General features: G+C 44.8%; 16 protein-coding genes. 3 read left to right on the top strand and 13 right to left on the bottom strand.

All coding sequences use genetic code 11. The features are described 5' to 3' along the window. The first annotated feature begins 97 nt into the window (after positions 1 to 97). Positions 98 to 1,135, top strand: a complete 1,038-nt coding sequence (locus tag R7Q38_RS08765) for an extracellular solute-binding protein (protein WP_005377521.1) — start codon at positions 98 to 100, stop codon at positions 1,133 to 1,135. Positions 1,136 to 1,223: 88 nt separating this feature from the next. On the opposite strand, the gene cobB is transcribed toward R7Q38_RS08765, so the two are convergent. After that, positions 1,224 to 1,955, bottom strand: a complete 732-nt coding sequence (gene cobB / locus R7Q38_RS08760) for a Sir2 family NAD+-dependent deacetylase (RefSeq protein ID WP_005377522.1) — start codon at positions 1,953 to 1,955, stop codon at positions 1,224 to 1,226. A 118-nt stretch (positions 1,956 to 2,073) separates the two neighbouring features. Between cobB and R7Q38_RS08755 the strand changes: the two genes are divergently transcribed. Further along, the gene (locus R7Q38_RS08755; protein WP_165401620.1) at positions 2,074 to 2,247 is read left to right on the top strand and encodes a hypothetical protein; all 174 of its coding nucleotides are present in this window, start codon (positions 2,074 to 2,076) and stop codon (positions 2,245 to 2,247) included. A gap of 32 nt (positions 2,248 to 2,279) precedes the next feature. Here R7Q38_RS08755 and R7Q38_RS08750 read toward each other — a convergent pair whose 3' ends face one another. The 12 genes from R7Q38_RS08750 to R7Q38_RS08695 form a co-directional block, all read right to left on the bottom strand. Continuing rightward, the gene (locus tag R7Q38_RS08750) at positions 2,280 to 3,500 is read right to left on the bottom strand and encodes an ammonium transporter (RefSeq protein ID WP_213914993.1); all 1,221 of its coding nucleotides are present in this window, start codon (positions 3,498 to 3,500) and stop codon (positions 2,280 to 2,282) included. A gap of 322 nt (positions 3,501 to 3,822) precedes the next feature. After that, positions 3,823 to 4,722, bottom strand: coding sequence for an immunity 49 family protein (locus tag R7Q38_RS08745; RefSeq protein WP_238844451.1), 900 nt, complete (start codon positions 4,720 to 4,722; stop codon positions 3,823 to 3,825). Beyond that, a complete protein-coding gene (locus R7Q38_RS08740) occupies positions 4,712 to 9,109 on the bottom strand; it encodes an RHS repeat-associated core domain-containing protein (RefSeq protein ID WP_239938396.1) in 4,398 nt (1,465 codons plus the stop codon). Before R7Q38_RS08740 ends, R7Q38_RS08745 begins: the two co-directional genes overlap by 11 nt. Before the next feature lie 423 nt (positions 9,110 to 9,532). Beyond that, positions 9,533 to 9,949: a membrane protein gene (locus tag R7Q38_RS08735; protein ID WP_005377532.1), complete on the bottom strand. Its 417-nt coding sequence runs from the start codon at positions 9,947 to 9,949 to the stop codon at positions 9,533 to 9,535. Further along, positions 9,933 to 10,976, bottom strand: a complete 1,044-nt coding sequence (locus tag R7Q38_RS08730; RefSeq protein ID WP_239938397.1) for a formate dehydrogenase subunit gamma — start codon at positions 10,974 to 10,976, stop codon at positions 9,933 to 9,935. Before R7Q38_RS08730 ends, R7Q38_RS08735 begins: the two co-directional genes overlap by 17 nt. A 14-nt stretch (positions 10,977 to 10,990) precedes the next feature. After that, positions 10,991 to 11,599 carry a formate dehydrogenase FDH3 subunit beta gene (fdh3B, locus tag R7Q38_RS08725; RefSeq protein WP_005377536.1) on the bottom strand — a complete coding sequence of 203 codons (609 nt, stop codon included), beginning with the start codon at positions 11,597 to 11,599 and terminating at the stop codon, positions 10,991 to 10,993. A gap of 11 nt (positions 11,600 to 11,610) precedes the next feature. Continuing rightward, positions 11,611 to 14,466 carry a formate dehydrogenase subunit alpha gene (locus tag R7Q38_RS08720; protein ID WP_136977098.1) on the bottom strand — a complete coding sequence of 952 codons (2,856 nt, stop codon included), beginning with the start codon at positions 14,464 to 14,466 and terminating at the stop codon, positions 11,611 to 11,613. 10 nt (positions 14,467 to 14,476) lie between these two features. Continuing rightward, positions 14,477 to 14,677 carry a twin-arginine translocation signal domain-containing protein gene (locus R7Q38_RS08715; protein ID WP_005377542.1) on the bottom strand — a complete coding sequence of 67 codons (201 nt, stop codon included), beginning with the start codon at positions 14,675 to 14,677 and terminating at the stop codon, positions 14,477 to 14,479. A gap of 73 nt (positions 14,678 to 14,750) precedes the next feature. Beyond that, positions 14,751 to 15,377 carry a molecular chaperone gene (locus tag R7Q38_RS08710; RefSeq protein ID WP_017820684.1) on the bottom strand — a complete coding sequence of 209 codons (627 nt, stop codon included), beginning with the start codon at positions 15,375 to 15,377 and terminating at the stop codon, positions 14,751 to 14,753. A 9-nt stretch (positions 15,378 to 15,386) separates the two neighbouring features. Next, positions 15,387 to 17,048: a 4Fe-4S dicluster domain-containing protein gene (locus tag R7Q38_RS08705; protein WP_318114191.1), complete on the bottom strand. Its 1,662-nt coding sequence runs from the start codon at positions 17,046 to 17,048 to the stop codon at positions 15,387 to 15,389. Positions 17,049 to 17,356: 308 nt separating this feature from the next. Beyond that, on the bottom strand, positions 17,357 to 17,986 hold the full coding sequence (locus R7Q38_RS08700; RefSeq protein WP_239938399.1) for a DUF3306 domain-containing protein: 630 nt from the start codon (positions 17,984 to 17,986) through the stop codon (positions 17,357 to 17,359). Next, positions 17,976 to 18,440: a DUF3305 domain-containing protein gene (locus R7Q38_RS08695; protein ID WP_005389514.1), complete on the bottom strand. Its 465-nt coding sequence runs from the start codon at positions 18,438 to 18,440 to the stop codon at positions 17,976 to 17,978. Before R7Q38_RS08695 ends, R7Q38_RS08700 begins: the two co-directional genes overlap by 11 nt. A gap of 323 nt (positions 18,441 to 18,763) precedes the next feature. On the opposite strand from R7Q38_RS08695, the gene R7Q38_RS08690 reads away from it, so the two are divergent. Next, the gene (locus R7Q38_RS08690; RefSeq protein ID WP_239938400.1) at positions 18,764 to 19,588 is read left to right on the top strand and encodes a formate dehydrogenase accessory sulfurtransferase FdhD; all 825 of its coding nucleotides are present in this window, start codon (positions 18,764 to 18,766) and stop codon (positions 19,586 to 19,588) included. The last annotated feature ends 48 nt before the right edge of the window (positions 19,589 to 19,636 follow it).

The following is a 19,636-nucleotide window of genomic DNA, read 5'->3' as shown; positions in this document are numbered from 1 at the left end:
AGCTAAATGAACATATTTGTGCTTACTGCGATTTGGCTCAACTTGATAACTCCAGCTAGTATTGACTTGTCCAATCGCGAAACAAAACGGAAAACAAATGAAAAGTAAATTCTACGCAAGCGCTCTATGTGCAGCGACGCTCATCGCTACCCCTGCAATGGCTGCTGATCAAGAACTGTATTTCTACAACTGGTCGGAATACATTCCAAACGAAGTTCTTGAAGACTTTACAAAAGAAACCGGAATCAAAGTTATTTACTCTACATACGAATCTAACGAGAGTATGTACGCAAAACTAAAAACTCAAGGTTCTGGTTACGACTTGGTAGTACCGTCTACCTATTTCGTCTCTAAAATGCGTAAAGAAGGCATGCTACAACAGATCGACAAAGAGAAATTATCTCATTTTGCCGATCTTGATACTAACTTCCTAAACAAACCGTTCGATCCGAACAACAACTACTCTATCCCATACATTTGGGGTGCGACCGGTATTGGTATCAATGCTGACATGCTAGACAAGTCATCGGTTTCTAAATGGGATGATTTCTGGGATAGCAAGTGGGAAGGTCAACTAATGCTGATGGATGATTCTCGCGAAGTATTCCACATTGCATTGACTAAGCTTGGTTACTCACCAAACACGACTAACCCAGAAGAAATCAAAGCCGCTTACGAAGAACTGAAAAAGCTAATGCCAAACGTATTAGTATTTAACTCAGACTTTCCTGCAAACCCTTACCTTGCGGGTGAAGTTTCACTAGGCATGCTTTGGAACGGTTCTGCATACATGGCTCGTCAAGAAGGCGCGAACATCGACATCATCTGGCCAGAAAAAGGCACTATCTTCTGGATGGACAGCCTAGCAATTCCAGCTGGTGCGAAGAACGTTGACGCAGCTCATAAGATGATCGATTTCCTACTACGTCCTGAGAACGCAGCTAAGATTGCACTTGAGATTGGTTATCCTACGCCAGTTAAAACGGCACACGATCTGCTACCGAAAGAATTTGCTAATGATCCAAGCATCTTCCCACCACAAGAAGTGATGGACAGCGGTACTTGGCAAGATGAAGTTGGCGAAGCGAGCGTAATGTACGATGAGTACTTCCAAAAGCTAAAAGTGAACAACTAATTCGTTAGTTTTAAAGATATGAAAAAGCGGCTCATGAGCCGCTTTTTTGTTCTTAATGACAAGACAAAAACTCTTCCTGTTGAAGTTACTACGCTCTTTCTTTTCCTTCTAGAGCCAGTATCTCGTCAACTAATTTTGGAACCTCAACGCTTGCTTTTCCGTAGCGTTTTTCCTCAAATTCACTTTCTACCGCACTAGGTTCTAGGTTAATTTCAATGGTATGTGCGCCGTGCATTTTTGCATCATGAACAAAACCTGCTGCGGGATACACAACGCCAGAAGTCCCAATAGAAATAAACAAATCTGCTTCTTCTAATGACGCGTAGATATCCCCCATTCGCAGTGGCATTTCACCAAACCAAACAATATGTGGTCGCATTTGTGAAGGGATCTGACAACAGTGACAAAGCTCGCCGGTCTTAATGTCCTCATTGTGCTCTACTACTTGGTTAGATTCACTACAGCGGGCCTTGAGCAACTCACCATGCATGTGAATCACATTCTGACTGCCGCCTCTTTCGTGAAGGTTGTCTATATTTTGAGTGATGACCGTCACTTTACCTTCTAACTCAGCCTCTAAACGACCTAATGCTTCATGCGCTGCATTAGGCTTTATCGCATTATCTTGAAGTTTCTTGCGGCGTTGGTTGTAAAAATCTTGAACAAGGTCCGGATCGCGAGCAAACCCTTCAGGCGTTGCTACATCTTCGATACGGTGATTCTCCCATAGGCCATCTTGCGCACGAAATGTTTGAATACCAGATTCGGCCGAGATACCTGCACCAGTAAGTACTACAATATTTCTATAAGGGAAATTCATAACTCATCCTTGCTGTTTTTTCATTAGCTTAACACTGAAAGAATAGCAACAGTAGTAATATGGATTAGACCATAGTCGTAATGGTCACTATTAGAATTACAATTTAAGAGGAACAGCAATGAGACAAGTATCTCTAGCGTTTATATTGCTTATGACTTTGGCAGGCTGTCAACTTACCAATGTTGAAGGCGAAGTCGATGATGTAAAGGTAAGAGTCAGCACCAATGATGATGACCATCGAGGTAATGGTAATTTCTGTCCTCCTGGCCAAGCCAAGAAAGGCAATTGCTAAAAGAGCGGCTTTATGCCGCTCCCATATTGGCCTCAATCCTCGTTGGTCGAAGATATTTTATGAATGGCTAGGTCAGCGCCATTGAATTCGTCTTCTTCTGAAAGCCTCAGTCCCATACTGGTATTAATCGCACCGTAGACTACAAGTGCACCAAGCACTGCGATGGAAAGGCCCAAAAGCGTTCCTAGAAGCTGAACGATAATGCTCACGCCACCTAGCCCACCCAATGCGCTTTGACCAAAAATCCCAGCGGCAATACCACCCCAAGCGCCACATACACCGTGTAAAGGCCAGACACCTAGCACATCATCAATCTTGGTTTTGTTTTGTAGGTGGGTAAAAAGATAAACAAATAGCACGCCAGCAATAGCACCTGTTACTAAAGCACCGATAGGATGCATTAAGTCTGAGCCCGCACATACAGCAACCAAGCCAGCTAGTGGGCCGTTATGAATAAAGCCAGGGTCATTCTTACCAACCAACAGTGACGCGACAATGCCCCCGACCATTGCCATCAATGAGTTCATAGCCACCAAGCCACTTATGCCTGACAAAGTTTGAGCTGACATGACGTTGAAGCCAAACCACCCCACACATAAGATCCAAGCTCCCAAAGCCAAAAACGGAATATTCGAAGGTGCAAAGTTGGTGTGCTTTCCTGCTCGAACTCTGCCTTTTCTCATGCCCAAAAACACGACGGCAACAAGCGCTATCCAGCCGCCAACACCATGCACAACGACTGAACCTGCAAAATCGTGGAAGCCATAACCAAAGGTATTGTCAAACCAAGCTTGAACACCAAAGTTTCCGTTCCAGATCATTCCCTCAAATAACGGGTATACGATGCCGACAGTGAAAAATGTTGCGATTAGAATCGGATAAAAACGAGCTCGTTCTGCGATACCACCTGAAACAATAGCGGGAATCGCTGCAGCGAAGGTCAGCAAGAAAAAGAACTTCACTAACTCGTAACCATTGCCTTGAGATAATGTCTCAGCATCAGCGAAGAAGGTGCCGCCATAAGCGACCCAGTATCCAATGAAAAAATACGCGATGGCGGATATACCGAAATCGGCCAAGATTTTAACTAAAGCATTAACTTGGTTCTTTTGGCGCACGGTTCCTACTTCAAGAAAAGCAAAACCAGCATGCATCAAAAAAACCATGATTGCGCCAAGTAGTAAGAAAAGTGTGTCGGAACTTTGCGTGAGAGTTTGTACAGCGCCGTGTACCTGATTGGCAGTTACACTCATTATGATTGTCTCCGTTGATCTGTAGCGCACTTATCCTGTGCATCAAAGTTAGGCTCATCACCAATTTGGTGAACTTAATTTATAGAGCGTCTAACAGAGCAATTCTCATTCCACAATTTACATTTCTAACACTTACACTTTAATTTATTGTTTTGTATGAACTTTAATAAAATTAGGCATTCTTGAAATGGTTCTTAACACGCTAATAAATGCACCAATATGGTTTTAGTGCACCAACATAATGCGCACCATATAGCTCAACAAAACGTAAAAGCCACCTCATGAGAGGTGGCTTATATACTGAATTGCTAACTAAAGGAGTTTATCGAGTGATCTTCCCTGCTTTTACTTCTTCTAACCAACGTCCTTCGACAAGATAGGGAGGGAGCCAACCAGTTTCAACAGATAAACGGTTACCTTTGTCATACCACATACATGCCATGCCAAGCAGAGGGAAATTAATGAACGTGCGGATCCCTACTCTATCTGGTCCCAATTCTTTAAGATGATATTTCTCTTGAAACTGTAGGTTTTTAACGAGCACTTCCTCAAAATCATAACCAATGTTAGTAGTGAGCGCTGCGAAGGTTTCTAGAATCCCCATCGCAATTTCCAACGCCCAGTTATCCCCTTGAGCTACCGCTGCGTCCATTGCTGCAACCAGCTTATCAGGGTAGTCCGATGTGCGGTTATGGAACGACTGAATTACGTCTACTAGCATATAAGACAGCTCACCCGCTTTGGTAGAGCTCTTCTTCATTAGAAAAATGGGAAAGCTTGCCAATGCGTCTAAACTAGGTCTATCACGTACAATTGTCGATATAAAATACATATCAATCCATCTATTAGGATTTATGCACCCCGTTTCCAAAATACCTTCCCCGTCCCACTTTACTTCAGGATAGTCGAGGATCTTGATAGATAATTCATCATTGGGATGCGTAGCAAGCATATGATAACCAGCACTCATCAGCGAAGTTTCGTAAAGACGTAATGTACAAATTTGCTCGTCTTCATGAGAGGCTTGAAACCATGTGTACCAGCGAACCTGCTCAATGGCGAAATCACCAAGACTGACTAGGTTTTCACGCCTGATTTTAAGGCCTTCTTTTCTGTTATCTAAGACCCGGTTTATAAATTTTTTCCGATTCACAATGGCTTGTGTGTCAAGTTCAGGATTTGCTTTTCGCTCTAAAAATTTGACCGATTCTTTACTTTGCATTTTGACTTAATCCTTTTGAATCAATTTTAAACTCTGCCACTTCTAGTTTTACATCTGAGGCCTTACCACTTTCAGGGATATTCGCTTGAGTATGTATATATCGAATAGTTCTGCCGGATAAAGCGGCGTATTGAATTTCGTCGGCAGCTAATTTTTCAGTCGTTCCTTCCTTTTTTTCAGACATTAGGTTGGTGATTTCGGCAGTGTATTCCGTTGTCCCTTGCTGATATGCCATATTTCCAATTTTTCTGCTACCCAGCGGGCTGCTCCCTCCTTTGGCCTCAACAATTATAATTTCACCTGGTGGCGGCTCTTCCACCTCGTAAACCATATCAAAATCGCCCGGCTTCGAAATTGAGGTTCCAATATCTTTGGGATGAAGCAGCTTAGCGTTAGGACGTTTACTCCGGACAAAGTCATCCGCGGCCAACTCACCTATTTTTGCAGACTGTTGGTTAATATTGCCAATTTGAGCATTATATCCCTCTTCGCCAGTTCGAGCGTCCATTGCCTCTTGACGCTCTTTCAAGCATTCATCAATTTTTGCTTTGTTTTTTTCTGTTAGCTCATAATCACTCATATTGAGTTCAGAGTTTTCTTTATACTCTGCTTTATTCAGCACAAGATCTTCAGTGAAGATCGTGCAACCTTCCTCTCCACCAACTTTCTCTGAGTCAAAAACATGCGCATTTACAAACTCCTCAATCCCAACAACATACTGCACTTCGTGTCTGGTGCCATCTGAGTGATTGATATGACGATAAAAAGTAATCTCGTTCTTCTCGCAATCAATATGGTCTAAATCGTACTCATATCGGATATGATTTTTACCTTTTGGTTTTCGGATTTTGACTTGCGAGCGAACGCCACCTTCTCCGACGGATGATTCTTTTGCAGCTTCTAAAATCTGATCGCAAACCTCTTGGGGGACATCGCTTTGCGCCTGATACTCTGCCAACATTTGACCCAAGCGTTTTAGCCCTTCTTCACAAAGGAAACCTGTTGGATCAATCCACTGGATAGGGTTGACTGCATATTGGTAATGATTAATACCACCAGCAATAGATATCGGATCTTGTTGGATAAAACGTCCTAGTTTAGGATCGTAATACCGAGCGAGGTTGTAATGTAAGCTGGTTTCTTGATCGAAGTACTGTCCTTGAAAACGCAGTGGATTTGCTACATTTTCAATATGTACATGAGCAAAGCCGTTAGCATCGTAGCTGGCACTCCATACAACATTCCCCTCGCAATCGATCAGTCGCTCTGGTTTACCAACTTGATCGCACTGGTACCAATAAATAACGTCATTTTCTAGCAGTGCCACTGGCGTGTAGGTTTCTGGTTGATATAGGTACCAGCGGAAAGCGCATGAAGAGCGTTCACCAATTAAACGTTCCCCTTCCCACAAGAACTCCGTAACGCCTTGTTGTGTAATTTTCTTCGTCCTGCGCCCTAATGCATCATATTCATATTGACTGATGCCATCGTCGGTGTGAACTTCAATGAGCTGATTTAACGCATCAAATACGCGAGTCTGAACATGTCCTTGCCCCTCACGTTTTGTCTGGTTTCCTTGCGCGTCATATTTGAACCGGACACCATCGTGTACTTCAATACGATCAGCGAATACCTCTGAAGATGGCAAAGTAGGATTGCCAAAACTATCGTATTCAAACTTAGTCACTTCTCCGGAAGCATTGACTCGTTTCAGTTGCCCTAAGGCATCGTACTGATAGTGCGTTGCTCCTGCCGTATTATCAATGATTGATGAAATACGGTTTTGCGCATTGTAAACGTACTTTTTCTCTCTATCTGGCCAATGTTGTTCAACCAAACGACCAACACCATCATAAATGATGCGCTCATTAAAATGTGCCGTTTCAATTTGGGAAACTCGTCCCATTTCATCGTAATGAAATTTGATTTGAGGTAAATCTAGGTTTCCAAACCGAATCGCTGAAAAACGCCCATATCGATCATAAGAGAAGTTCAGCTCCGTATTATCTGGCAGTACCTGAGATACGCGTTGGCCAACTCTGTTAAACTCCTGCGCTATCTCAAACTGACCTTGAATGCGCTTTGTTAAATGCCCGAATGAAGAGTATTGGTATTGCAATGTTTGATGGCGATTGGAGGCGAACGTAAGTCGCCCACCAAGCGTATAATTAAAGTGGTGCTCTACAATACCGCTAGCATTTCCTGCTTTGACGTGCTTGAGATAACCCGCAGCGTCATAGCGGTACAGCACCGTCCTATCGGCGACTTGCTTACGATGGATCCGCCCCATATCGTCATAATCAAATTGGCTTTGTAGATTATCAAACCCGATAGTTCCTGACAGCTGGCCTTCATCGTCATACAGGAATTCGAACTCTAAGCCGTCACTCCGAACTAATTTAGTCAGGTTACGTTGTTGATCGTATTCGTAAGAAATATGGCTGCCATCGGGAAAGATGACTGCTTCTTGTTGCGCGAGTGCTCCCCATTGATACGAGGTAATGCCTGCTGGCGTTCGAATCTGAGCAACACGGCTGTGCTCATCGTAAGAATATTCTTCGCTATAACCGACTTTGTCTTCGTCGTTAAAATAACGAACTGATGTACGCCTGCCAAATTGATCATAAGCGAGTTGAGCAATACACCCATCGGGATAAGCAACGCCATTCACTAAATCTTCTTCATTGTAGCTATAACGAAGTAATGTACCGTCTATTTCATTCGCGATAAGTCTTTGTTGTTCATCCCACCACCACTGACTTTTCTTACCATCTTCAGACTCTTTTTTGACGACTTGACCGTGTTTATCGTAATCATATTCCGTGACACAGCCAAACTGGTCGGTATCCCAAACTCTTTGACCGAGGCTATTGTAGTAAGCCTTCTCGATATCCCCGTCAGGTGAAACCGTTTTAACTAACTTACCTAAGCCGTCATAACCATATTGAATTTCTTTGCCAGAGGAATGAAACTTAGAAACTAATTGACCATGCTGATTATATTGATAATTGACCGTTGACTGATCAGGATAGATAGCTTGCGCTTTTCGCCCTAATTCATCATATTGCCATCGCCAAGTTTTACCTGTGGGGCTTATTTTCTCGAGTAAGTTACCCTGCTCGTCATGCAAGAAAGACCATTGATGATCTAACGAGTCAGAATAAGAAGAGTGATTTCCTTGATAATGGAAGCGATAGTCATAAATTCCTGCGTCCCCAACGTTTCTGATGCATTTCGCTTTTGCACCTTCGCCATCCCATTCAAAATAATGAGTAAAGCCAGTTGGTCGTACACGTTTAACAATTAAATGCCCGCGGTATTGATACTGTTCCTTTAAGCCTAAATGATTAGTTGCACTGACCAAATCATCGTGCTCATCATAGGTATAAGTTGTCAGAACTTTTTGGGACTTTGCATTTAGCAGTTCTACAAGGCGTCCTTGCTTATCATATTGACATTCAAGAACCGGACGCTTGTTGTATGCAATCTCGATCAATCGATGGTTTCGAGAATACTGCAGTTGAAACGTTGAAAACGTGCCATTTCTGACTTGTTTAACAACCCAACGATCATCTTTCTGTTCAAATCGATATTGATGCCCATTCGCGAGCGTTACAATCCGAGTTGTTGAGCTCAGGAAATAACAGCTCGCACCAGCGTATATTTGATAACTTGTTGCTCCAATATCTACTGGCTCAAATTCTGTGATATCGGCCTTATCGTCAACAAACTCCCAAGCGATAACATTGTCTTTCTCGTTCGTCTTTTCGCGTAATTCAAACTGAAATGCATGTCGCCAACCAAAGCCCATTCCATGATTTACATCCGACTGCGAAGAGCGGTAAGTACGCTGCCAAGTAGTACCTTGTTGTAGCTCGATATCATAGAGTTCGAGAATTTCTTCACCCGTCACAAGTGATACAGGATCACCGGCTTTCTCATGTTTTTCGCTGCTTTGTTGCTGAGGCTTGGCGGATGCGGCACTTCTGCCACTCTTTTTATTCGACTTCCCCTTTCCCTTCGATGGTTTTGCATTGACGGTATTTTGAGTCGGTGGAGGCGTAACCGCTGACGAGAGTGCGTAGTTTTCGCCGGTAGGTACAATTCGAGCGACACGTAAGTCACCGTTCACCAAAGCATTGGCAAACGTTGAATTATAGTGTTGGGAAGTAAGCTCACCGTCAGGTATGTTTGGCTTGAATTGACCAATCGTATAGAACAAGTCCTCGACAGAGCGAAGGTCAAGCTCACCAAAGCTCTCAAGAAACTCTATTGCCTCTTGTTTGGTCACGAATGTTTTAGGTTCGCCGCTAGTAAGTAACTGACCAGAGAAGTGATAACTTTCGCCAAAGCGATTCGTGATAGGAATGACGAATTGAGGGATCATAGCCGTAACGTGTTTGTCCTTTTCTTACCTTGCCGCATCATTTAATGCTCGTTTCGCTCTTTTTATTTGTGAGAGCAAGATGCCTTAATCAAACATCCTCCGATAGAGATTCCTCTGTATGCGTAGACTGAATGTATTGATGGCAATTTTCACGTATGCAACTCTTTGAATTTCTGAGCGCAGCGTACTTTAACGGGACGATGAATCCTGAGTAAATGAACAATAGCGTGAGTGAGACTAATGTCTCATCGTGACGCGATTTTTTTACATGTTTCTTACTTAACTATGATTTTCTGCCCAGTTACGTAAATTCACTCAATAAGTTGCATCAAGTATCACCACTGCGACTCAACGCTTCATATTTGAGACAAAACAGCAACAAAAAAACCGCCTATTACGGCGGTTTTGCTTAAAGAATACTGATTAAAGGTTTGGACCTGTCGATGGTCTGTGTGGTTGGTTATTGAGCAGTTGCTGCATCCCTTGAAACATTCGCATAAACCACACCAAGATGGCTAATGCAGCAAACACCATCCCTACCCAAGGAATAAAGTAAGCGATGGTTTCAAGCAAAGTACTATGCAACCAATAATCACTCACGCCAACGAGTACACCGTTAGAAGTCGCGACGGTGACGATCAACACAACAAAAAACGTCAGGTAGAGAAAGAAGGTGCGAATTAAACCGTAGTAATGAGAAATCACTACGTCGCTGTCTTCTCCCTTATCTAATCGGTAACCCGCATAGATAATTGCGATAACGCCTGAGATCAGAAACGTAAACGGGGTCAGACAGCTCAGGATGTACGCAACCCAAATCCCGTTATGAGGTTTGTTCATTCGCTTTCGCTCCTTTTACTTCCGTTTGTGCCGTATCTGTTTCGCCCATTGCTTCTTTGGATTTCACTTCTTCATACCAAAGATCGTGATGCTCTTTCGCCCATGTTTCATCAACTTCACCTGTCACCATGCCTTCTAGCGCACCTTCCATACCGAATAGACCAATATAGATGTGGAAGATAAAGCCACAGATTAGAATCAGCGCCGAAATCGCATGAACTAAGTTAGAAAGCTCCATGTCACGGCGAGTTTGGCCAAAGATAGGAAAGTCCAGAACTAAGCCACTCACTGCCGCGATAGCACCAAAGAAGATTAACAACCAATAGATTGCCTTCTCACCACCGTTTGAGAAACCAGCTGACGGATGTGTGCCTTTGTGTTTACCAACCATGCCGCCCATTTTCATAAACCAACGAACATCTGTCATGTTTGGAATCGACTTGCGCCACCATTTAAAGAGCACGAGCATCAGTAAAATGAAGAACAATGGTCCCATGTAATTGTGGTACTGCTTCGCCAACATGACGATAAAGCCCCAGAACTCAGTAGGAACGTACGGTTTTAAGAAGTGCTTACCGTAAACCAGCATCAAACCACTGAATGCCAGCGTTAAGAATGTAAACGCCATACTCCAGTGAAGCGCGCGGTCTAAACGAGACCAACGCTTCATTTTTTTACCAGTACGCGGCTTGCTAAGCATCAAAGGACCAACGAATACGTAAGCCATGATTACCATTGCAATACTGCCGAAAATCGCGACAGCACCCGCTGGAGACATCCATTTCTCTTTTAGAATGTACCAAGTCTCACCAGGTTTACTGATCAATACGCCATGTTCTGGCGATTGAGACGTGGTGTAGCCTTCTTGCCCCTCTCTGACTTCGCGCCAATAGTCTGCCCCGGCGAGTTGCGTGATCTCCTGTTGAATAACTTTAGAAGATTGTTCCTCTGCTGAAGCAGGCATTGCGAAAGTCAGCAGCAATGCTGTCAGCATTGCTAAAGATGCACGTTTAAGCGTGTTTAACATGTGCCTCTCCTTACTTAGCTTTTCGTCGCATCGTAAGAAAGATCGTTTCCGTCTGTCCAACCTGCGTTTTTCGCGCCGCGTTCTACCACACGTTGACGGAAAATGTCAGAGACTTTCTCTGCGTCACCCGCAAGCAGCGCTTTAGTTGAACAAAGCGATGCACACATCGGTAACTTGCCTTCTGCGATACGGTTCGCACCGTATTTTTGACGTTCTTCCTCAGAGCCAGGCTCTGTTTCTGGGCCGCCCGCGCAGAAAGTACATTTATCCATTTTGCCACGTTCACCAAACGCTTCTTGTTTAGGAAATTGAGGTGCGCCAAACGGACAAGCAAACAAACAGTAACCACAACCGATACACAGATCTTTATTGTGAAGAACGATGCCGTCTTCGGTATGTTCGAAACAATCAGCTGGACAAACTGCCATACAAGGCGCATCGGTACAGTGCATACAAGCAACAGAGATAGAGTTTTCACCAGCTTCACCGTCATTAAGTGTCACAACGCGACGACGTTGGATACCCCATTCAAGCGCATCGTCGTTTTCGTTCTTACATGCAGTAACACAGCCGTTACACTCGATACAGCGCTTGGTGTCACATAGGAATTTCATTCGTGCCATTGTCAGACTCCTTACGCTTTACGAATGTTACATAGGGTTACTTTGGTTTCCTGCATCAAGGTAACCGGGTCGTAACCGTAAGTGGTTGCCGTGTTAGCCGATTCGCCAACAACGTAAGGCTGTGTACCTTCTGGGTATTTAGGACGTAGGTCTTCACCTTCGAACTTACCGCCAAAGTGGAACGGAATGAACGCCAAGCCAGGTTTCACACGACGTGTTACCATCGCTTTCACCTTGATTCGTCCCTTCTCTGCACCTTCAACCCAAACATCATCACCATCTCTGAAGCCAAGATCGTTCGCGTCTTTCGGGTTCACTTCAACAAACATTTCTTGTTGAAGCTCGGCAAGCCAAGGGTTTGAACGCGTCTCTTCACCACCACCTTCGTATTCAACCAGACGGCCAGAAGTCAGAACGATTGGGTACTCGCCCGATTTGTCCTGCTCTTGAATGGATTTATACAACGTAGGTACACGGAAGATTGCATCTTTGTCTTCCCAAGTTGGGTAATCCGTTACAAGGTCACGACGTGGTGTGTAAAGTGGTTCACGATGCAGTGGCACACGGTCTGGGAACGTCCAAACAATCGCACGCGCTTTCGCGTTACCAAATGGAATACAACCGTGCTTGATCGCGACACGCTGAATACCGCCAGAAAGGTCAGTCTTCCAGTTTTTACCCTCTGCTGCCACTTTCTCTTCAGCAGTTAGGTCGTCCCACCAACCAAGTTGTTTCAATAACTTATCAGTGAACTCTGGGTAACCGTCTTTGATCTCACAGCCTTTCGAATAACTGTCTTCTGCAAGAAGGCTTTTGCCTTCGAATTCCACACCAAAGCGCGTACGGAAGTTACCGCCACCTTCTGCAACCGTCTTAGACGTATCGTACAGAATGTGTGTACCTGGGTGTTTCATTTCTGGTGTGCCCCAGCATGGCCAAGGTAGACCGTAGGTTTCACCGTTGACAGGGCCACCTTCCGCTTCCAATGTGGTTTTGTGGAACGTATGCCAGTTTTGTTGGTGCGCTTTCAAACGCTCTGGGCTTTGGCCTGTGTAACCAATCGTCCACATGCCTTTGTTGAATTCACGCGTTAGGTCTTCAATCACCGGCTGGTTGTTTTCAACACGGATGTTTTTGAACAGAAGATCGGAATAGCCCAGTTTCTTCGAAAGCAGGTACATGATTTCGTGGTCTGGTTTTGATTCAAACAAAGGTTCAATCACCTGCTCACGCCATTGTAGAGAACGGTTAGATGCGGTAACGCTGCCGTGTGTTTCAAACTGTGTTGTTGCAGGAAGCAGGTAAACGCCGTCGGTACGGTCGTTCATTACCGCAGCAACCGTTGGGTAAGGGTCCACAATCACCATCATGTCCAACTTCTGCATCGCTTTTTTCATCTCAACACCACGTGTTTGAGAGTTCACTGCGTGTCCCCAGTAGAACATTGCACGGATGTTTTCGCGCTGACGAATGTTGTCTTTGTTCTCCAGTACACCATCAACCCAACGAGATACAGGAATACCTGCACTGTGCATTGGTTTCTGACCGCTGTAAGCGTTGTCATCGAAACGACCTTTGATCCATTCGTAATCGATTTCCCACACTTTTGACCAATGACGCCAAGCGCCTTCAGAAAGGCCGTAGTAGCCCGGTAGCGTGTCAGAAAGTACGCCAAGGTCGGTTGCGCCTTGTACGTTATCGTGACCACGGAAGATGTTTGCGCCGCCGCCTGATTTACCAATGTTACCAAGCGCTAGCTCAAGCACACAGTAAGCACGTGTGTTGTTGTTACCAGTAGTATGCTGAGTACCACCCATACACCAAACAATACAGCCTGGGCGATTTTCAGAAAGCAGTTTTGCTGTTTGGTAAACGTCTTCTTCGCTTACGCCTGTTACGCGCTCAACTTCTGCTGGCGTCCATTTCGCCACTTCAGCACGGATCTCATCCATACCGAATACACGTTGACGGATGAACTCTTTATCTTCCCATTGGTTTTCGAAGATGTGCCACAACACACCCCAAATGAATGCTACGTCAGAACCAGGACGAAGTGATACATAGTGATCCGATTTTGCTGCCGTACGTGTACGACGAGGATCTGCTACGACGATCTTACAGTTGTTCTTCTCTTTTGCGATCAGAATGTGCTGCATCGCTACTGGGTGTGCTTCAGCTGGGTTTGAACCAATGAATAGCATCGACTTACAGTTGTGCATGTCATTGAAAGAGTTGGTCATCGCACCGTAACCCCAAGTATTCGCTACACCAGCCACGGTTGTTGAGTGACAAATACGCGCTTGGTGGTCAACGTTGTTCGTACCCCAAAGTGATGCCATTTTGCGGAACAAGTACGCTTGTTCGTTGCTGTGCTTTGCGCTTCCCAAGAAGTAAACCGAATCAGGGCCAGACTCTTTGCGGATGTCCATCACCTTGTTACCGATTTCTTCGATCGCTTGATCCCAAGAAAGCTTTTTCCACTTACCGTTTTCAAGCTTCATTGGGTATTTAAGACGGCGCTCACCGTGACCATGTTCACGCAGTGCTGCACCTTTTGCACAGTGACCACCGGCGTTAAATGGGTGGTCGAATGCAGGCTCTTGACCCGTCCAAACACCATTTTGAACTTCTGCGTAAATACCACAACCCACTGAACAGTGAGAACAGATAGTACGTTTTACTTCTGTTTTCGCTTCTGGATCGACTGATTTTGCTTGCGCTTTTTTCATCATTCCCGGTGCGAATAGACTAGCACCAACCACTGCGCCACCAGCGGCAAGCGAAGTGTTTTTCATGAATGCACGACGAGATACGCCAAGCTGGTTCGTTTCTTTGCTCACACTGTCGGAGCGTTTGACAAGTTTCATCCGTTATCTCCTAAAGTGTGTCGTAGTAATCGCGAATGTGTTGAGTTTCACGATACCCTTTCTTCTTCACGTCGTTTTCAGAAGGCTCAACCGTTTCTGAAGCAACGGCCACTTTCGTGGTTCCCGCAACAACAGCACCGGCAACGGCAGCGGTTGTGAAGCCTTTTAGGAGATCCCTACGGCTTGTGTTTATTTCTTTATTATCTTTCATCATTGCTTCCTTACCTTACGGTAGATCTTTGGAGACTCATGCCTCTCTATCGATATGACCAAGTACTGCTCGATTACTCGTAATCAGTGACGTTTTTCACATCAATTTTTAATTTGTTCTTACTGCTTTTGGTGTTCACGCTAAAGCGCACTTGCTCTAACGTTAAAAACGCATCGCAAAGCTGTGCAGCTGGCTTGTAGAAGTTCACGCTTTCTGCGCTCTCTAGTTGGCGCGTAAAAGATTGGAACCAAGGGGCGATGTGTTTGTTAAACACCGCTTGTTGAAGTTCTTCCTCTTCACCTGTCAGCATTGCCATCACTTCGCACAGTGCAGAAATATGGTCTTCAGGCTCTTTCACGTTCTCTTCTCGTTCGATGCCTAAAAGATCCAAATCGCGACGAATTTCCGCTAACGGTTTTTCCATCATCGAGCCAGTGCGATGCCAAGATCCGAATGGCACAACTTCACCACGTCCAATGCCAATAAACAGATCTTGATATTCTTCTTCTAACGCTTCTCGCTGCGCTTCGTTCGCGGCTTGTTGCAGTGCGAGCCAAGCTTTTTGCATCGCGCTCTCAGACGGCTCAATTTCTAGCGATTTCAGGAACGCCAGCATTTCATCACTAGGAGCACTACGAAAAAGTGCGGATAAAACGAGATAAATGTCTGTTCTCAGTGTTTGTTCTTGTTGTGTGTCCACTGCGAGCTCCTAGTATTTCAGTTGTTTCATTGGGTCTTCTGCCATCGACTCAAACATGTCGATCACACGGCAGTCTTCACACATCGCGATACGATTGATCGCCGCTTCATCAGAGAAATGAGAGTGACCGCGTAACTTGTTTTGTAGCATGTCGATCATCGATTGCGGAGCAAAGGGCTTGTGACAACGAATGCACTCGGCTGCCTTTTCTTCATGAATCACAACCGCTTTCTGGCGTTCTTCTTTCACCCAGTTCATACGAGGAGTAAGCGTCAGCACTTTCTCTGGACACGCTTTCTCGCACAGCCCACATTGAATGCAGTCTTGCTCGACGAACTTAAGCGACGGAGATCGACCGTCCGTATGCAATGCACGTGTTGGACACACCGCCACACAGCTCATACACAACGTACAACCTTTACTTTCACAAGAGACTGTGCCGTAAGGTGCGTTCGCTGGAAGTTCAACAATGTTCTCAACTGGAATACGTGATGCGGACAACGCATCCAACGCCGTAAATAGACGCTGACGTTTGTTGCCTTGCAAGTCTCCTAATGCCAAATCAAAAGACTCGGTACAAAGTGTCGGAGCACCTTCACGTAGTGACTCTAGATACAGAATGTCGATGGTTTCTTTGGCGATACCAAGCTGGCCGAGCAGCTCTTGAGCAATACCTACTTCGCTATTAAGCACACGAATAATGGTTTGAGGCATAAAACGTGAAGCCGCAAACAGCACCTGAGTAGCACCATTCACAAGCGCGGCGAACCAAGTATCAATACCAACCGAAGGCAGTTCTTCCACCACAATTGGAATCACATTATCTGGCAGTGCTTTTAGTACCATCACGTTGTAGCTCTCGTGGCGAGAACTGCAAATCAATACGATAGGATCTAAACCACCCGCTTGCTCATAGTTGGCGAGCGTACGTTCAATAAACTTTTGCGTATCTTCAGGGTTTGGCAGTGCGTAATGAATCGCTTCTGTCGGACACGCCGTAGCACAAGTACCCACGCCTTGACATAGGTATGGATTGATCTCGATGCGATGGCCCTTTCTGTCGCTGCCTTCACTCGATAGTGCCCCTGCCGGACAAGCATCCACACACCGTTCGCAACCTTTTACGCCACGAGAGCTGTGTGCACATAAATCGGTATCTAAACGGAAGAATTTCGGTTTATCGAACGTCCCCATTAAGGTTGGAATCTCTTCCAACGCTTCAGCCAGTTTCGGATAGCCACGACCTACTGGGTAGTAGCCCGGTACTGGGACTTCTTCCGACATGCAGCTGTTAAGGCAAAGATCGAGTACGATATCGAAACAATCGCTATTGATCGCAACCTTGGCAAGGTTGTTGGTCAAACCATGATTTTCAATCAGAACTTCAAACGTACCTAAGAACCCTGAAACCTGAACCGAATTGGCGTAATAAAGCTCGGGATTTGTGCCCTTTTCGCCATCGGTAGAAAGCAGCGTTAGGCTGTTCATTTGCGACAATTGCGCTGCTGCACTTTCGATGATTGCCGTTGGGCCCACAATCAAAGTATTACCGCCGCTTTCATAGCTTACGGTTGGTGGAATAAGATTGGTCAACTCTACGGTATTTTCGAAAGCGTACAGCCTCGCTTTACCGTTATTGGAAGTTGCTTGTTCTAATAATTGTTTCAGCATTGCTCAATTCCATTTATGAACATGGATAGTCTTTTCCATCTCTTAGTGTAGTTAGCGCCGGAGATTCTGCTGATTAACTTATCAATGAGAATTCTTATTCCGCCGTCTATAGGCGATGAATACTACGCAGTGCGTCCGTACTAACTTCAACCAGATTGGTATTGAGCAACAAATAGCAAGTGTCATGCCAATAAAATATCAACTAAAAATCAATGGGTTATCAATTTTACTGACAAATAGTAGGGATAAAAAAACCGGTTGAGACATTTTGTCTCAGCCGGTTCATTGAGTGTTTAGTCAAAATGTACCTATTCTTTGTGTGGTATATTTTGTCTCACCTCGTTAGGCTGTGATTCTTCAGCAAAAGTATCACTTTCGCCAGGAACTGTGTTTATATACAGTTCATTTTCATCTTGAGTAATTTGGCCATTTTTGTCGGTGTTTGACTCTGCGTCTTCAACTACCTCAGATGCGATATCGTTAACATTAAGCTCAGACCCTTGCGCAGTTTCAGCGTCTGGTTCGTCTTCCACTTTGTCTTTAACCCAATCACGCAGCGTCTCAGCGACGTCTTGAGAAAGTGACTTTAAGTTACTGTAATCATCATCGTAATCGTCTAGGCCGTCACGCACGTTAAATTCTTCGGACAAGAACATTTTGCGCAGCGCGGCTTTCTTAACGCTTTCTGAAGCTTCAGAAACCAGCAGTTGCGCCACAGACATTTCTTCGGTTTTTTCAGTCTCTACACTCGCGGTAATGTCTGGAGCCTGACTATCCTCATCGATGTTCAAAGCATCTGAGCTTTCGTCAGCGTTTGAAAGCGCTGTGACATTATCTTCGGATTGCTCCGTCTCTGCTATCGGCGTAATCTCTTCATCATGTTGGGAAGATTCTTCTAGTTTACGTTTCGACCAACGGCTTAAAAAACTAGTTGCCATTTGCTCTGCCTGCTCCTTTGCGTTTCTTGCGTCTTACTTCTAACAACTCACCGTGACGACCAATAAAGGCTTCCATCCAAGCCTGAACGGCTAACGGCATATCGTTAGATAGTACAAGGTTATCACCATCCATATATTGCGCCGCAACAGATTGTGAGGCCGTCAGTAGCTGTATCGCTGGTTTTTCACCAGACTCGACGTTATCCATCACTAAAAAGAGTTTAGGTTGCTGAGAGCTTAAGTTAAAACGGTAGTCTGTACGCTCGTCTTTATGTAATTGCAACAGACAAACATCTGGAGTCTCTTCCGTCGGATTCAGCGCAAATCCTGTCAACTGCCATTGGGTTGTCACCCAAATCCCTGTACTGATCTCATGCTCAACAAGCTCTACGCCGATTGGCCATGTATCCTCAGTCTTTTCGTAATTTTTTTCGAAATCTTTCTTATCCGACATAACTCACCCAGTCTTTCTATTTTTGGTCTGAAAACACACAGGACATTTTGCCCCCGTTTTCGACCATTTTTATTGTCTTCGAAGCAATAAACGCGCCAAGCTGATATAACTTAGTCTATATACTCCCTCAGGCTATAAGTACCAAACTAGACGAAACTCAAATGTATTGATGTGTCATTACTGCGAACTCGCAGTTTTAATGCATTGTTGACATAAAACCTCGCAATTTCTGTGGGAACCGCTATTTTGGAATGAGATTTGCTAGCCACTTAACAAGCTAAAATGCGTAGCAACCTAACGCTCTTAATCACTAGGACACGACTGTGCTGAAACCAAATATTATTAAAACCAGTGAAAATCCCCTGCAAACCATTGAAGTCGATGTGTACGACGAGTACGGCGAAAAGCTCACGAAGCAAATCGCTTGCGAGCGTCCTCTTACGGTCATGCTGAACTGGAAAGAAGTGGTCACGCTCATGACGCTAGGTTCGCGTCCAGAAGCACTAGTACTCGGTTATTTAAAAAACCAAAGCTTCCTGTCCGATCCAGCCGCGATTGAATCCGTTATTATTGACTGGGAAACGCATTCCGCAGCGGTGATTACTAAAGAAAACACTGAGCACTTAGAAGGCGCCCTGAAAAAGAAAACCGTCACCTCAGGTTGTGGCCAAGGCACTATGTATGGCAACGTGATGAAGCAACTTGAAAATTATCAAGTGCCTCAAGTTTCTCTTAAGCAGTCAGAAATTTATTCTGCGCTGGAAGCGTTAACCCATTACAACGACACCTACAAAAAAGCGGGCGCAGTACACGGCTGTGCGGTTTGCAAAGGGAATGAGGTGTTGTCATTTGTGGAAGATGTCGGCCGTCACAACGCAGTGGATACACTTGCAGGTGAGATGTGGATCAAAGAAGAGACAGGTGAAGATAAAATTTTCTACACAACTGGTCGCCTTACATCAGAGATGGTGATTAAAGTGGCTCAAATGGGCATTCCTGTTCTGCTTTCTCGCTCTGGCGTTACTCAAATGGGGTTAGATCTAGCGAAGCAATTTGGTATTACGACCATTGCGCGTGCGAAAGGTTTGCGCTTCCAAGTGTTTACAGGAGCCGACAAGGTTGAATTTGATGTAAAAGGCAACCAATAACACCTTTTCAGTGTAAACTAAAACCAATAATGCGGATTCACAGAGGAT

It is taken from the genome of Vibrio sp. Vb0598, from assembly GCF_033338935.1.
In the GTDB taxonomy this organism is placed as follows: domain Bacteria; phylum Pseudomonadota; class Gammaproteobacteria; order Enterobacterales; family Vibrionaceae; genus Vibrio; species Vibrio alginolyticus.
Note: the sequence above shows the minus strand (reverse complement) of the source record. Positions and strands in the feature narration are given on the sequence as shown.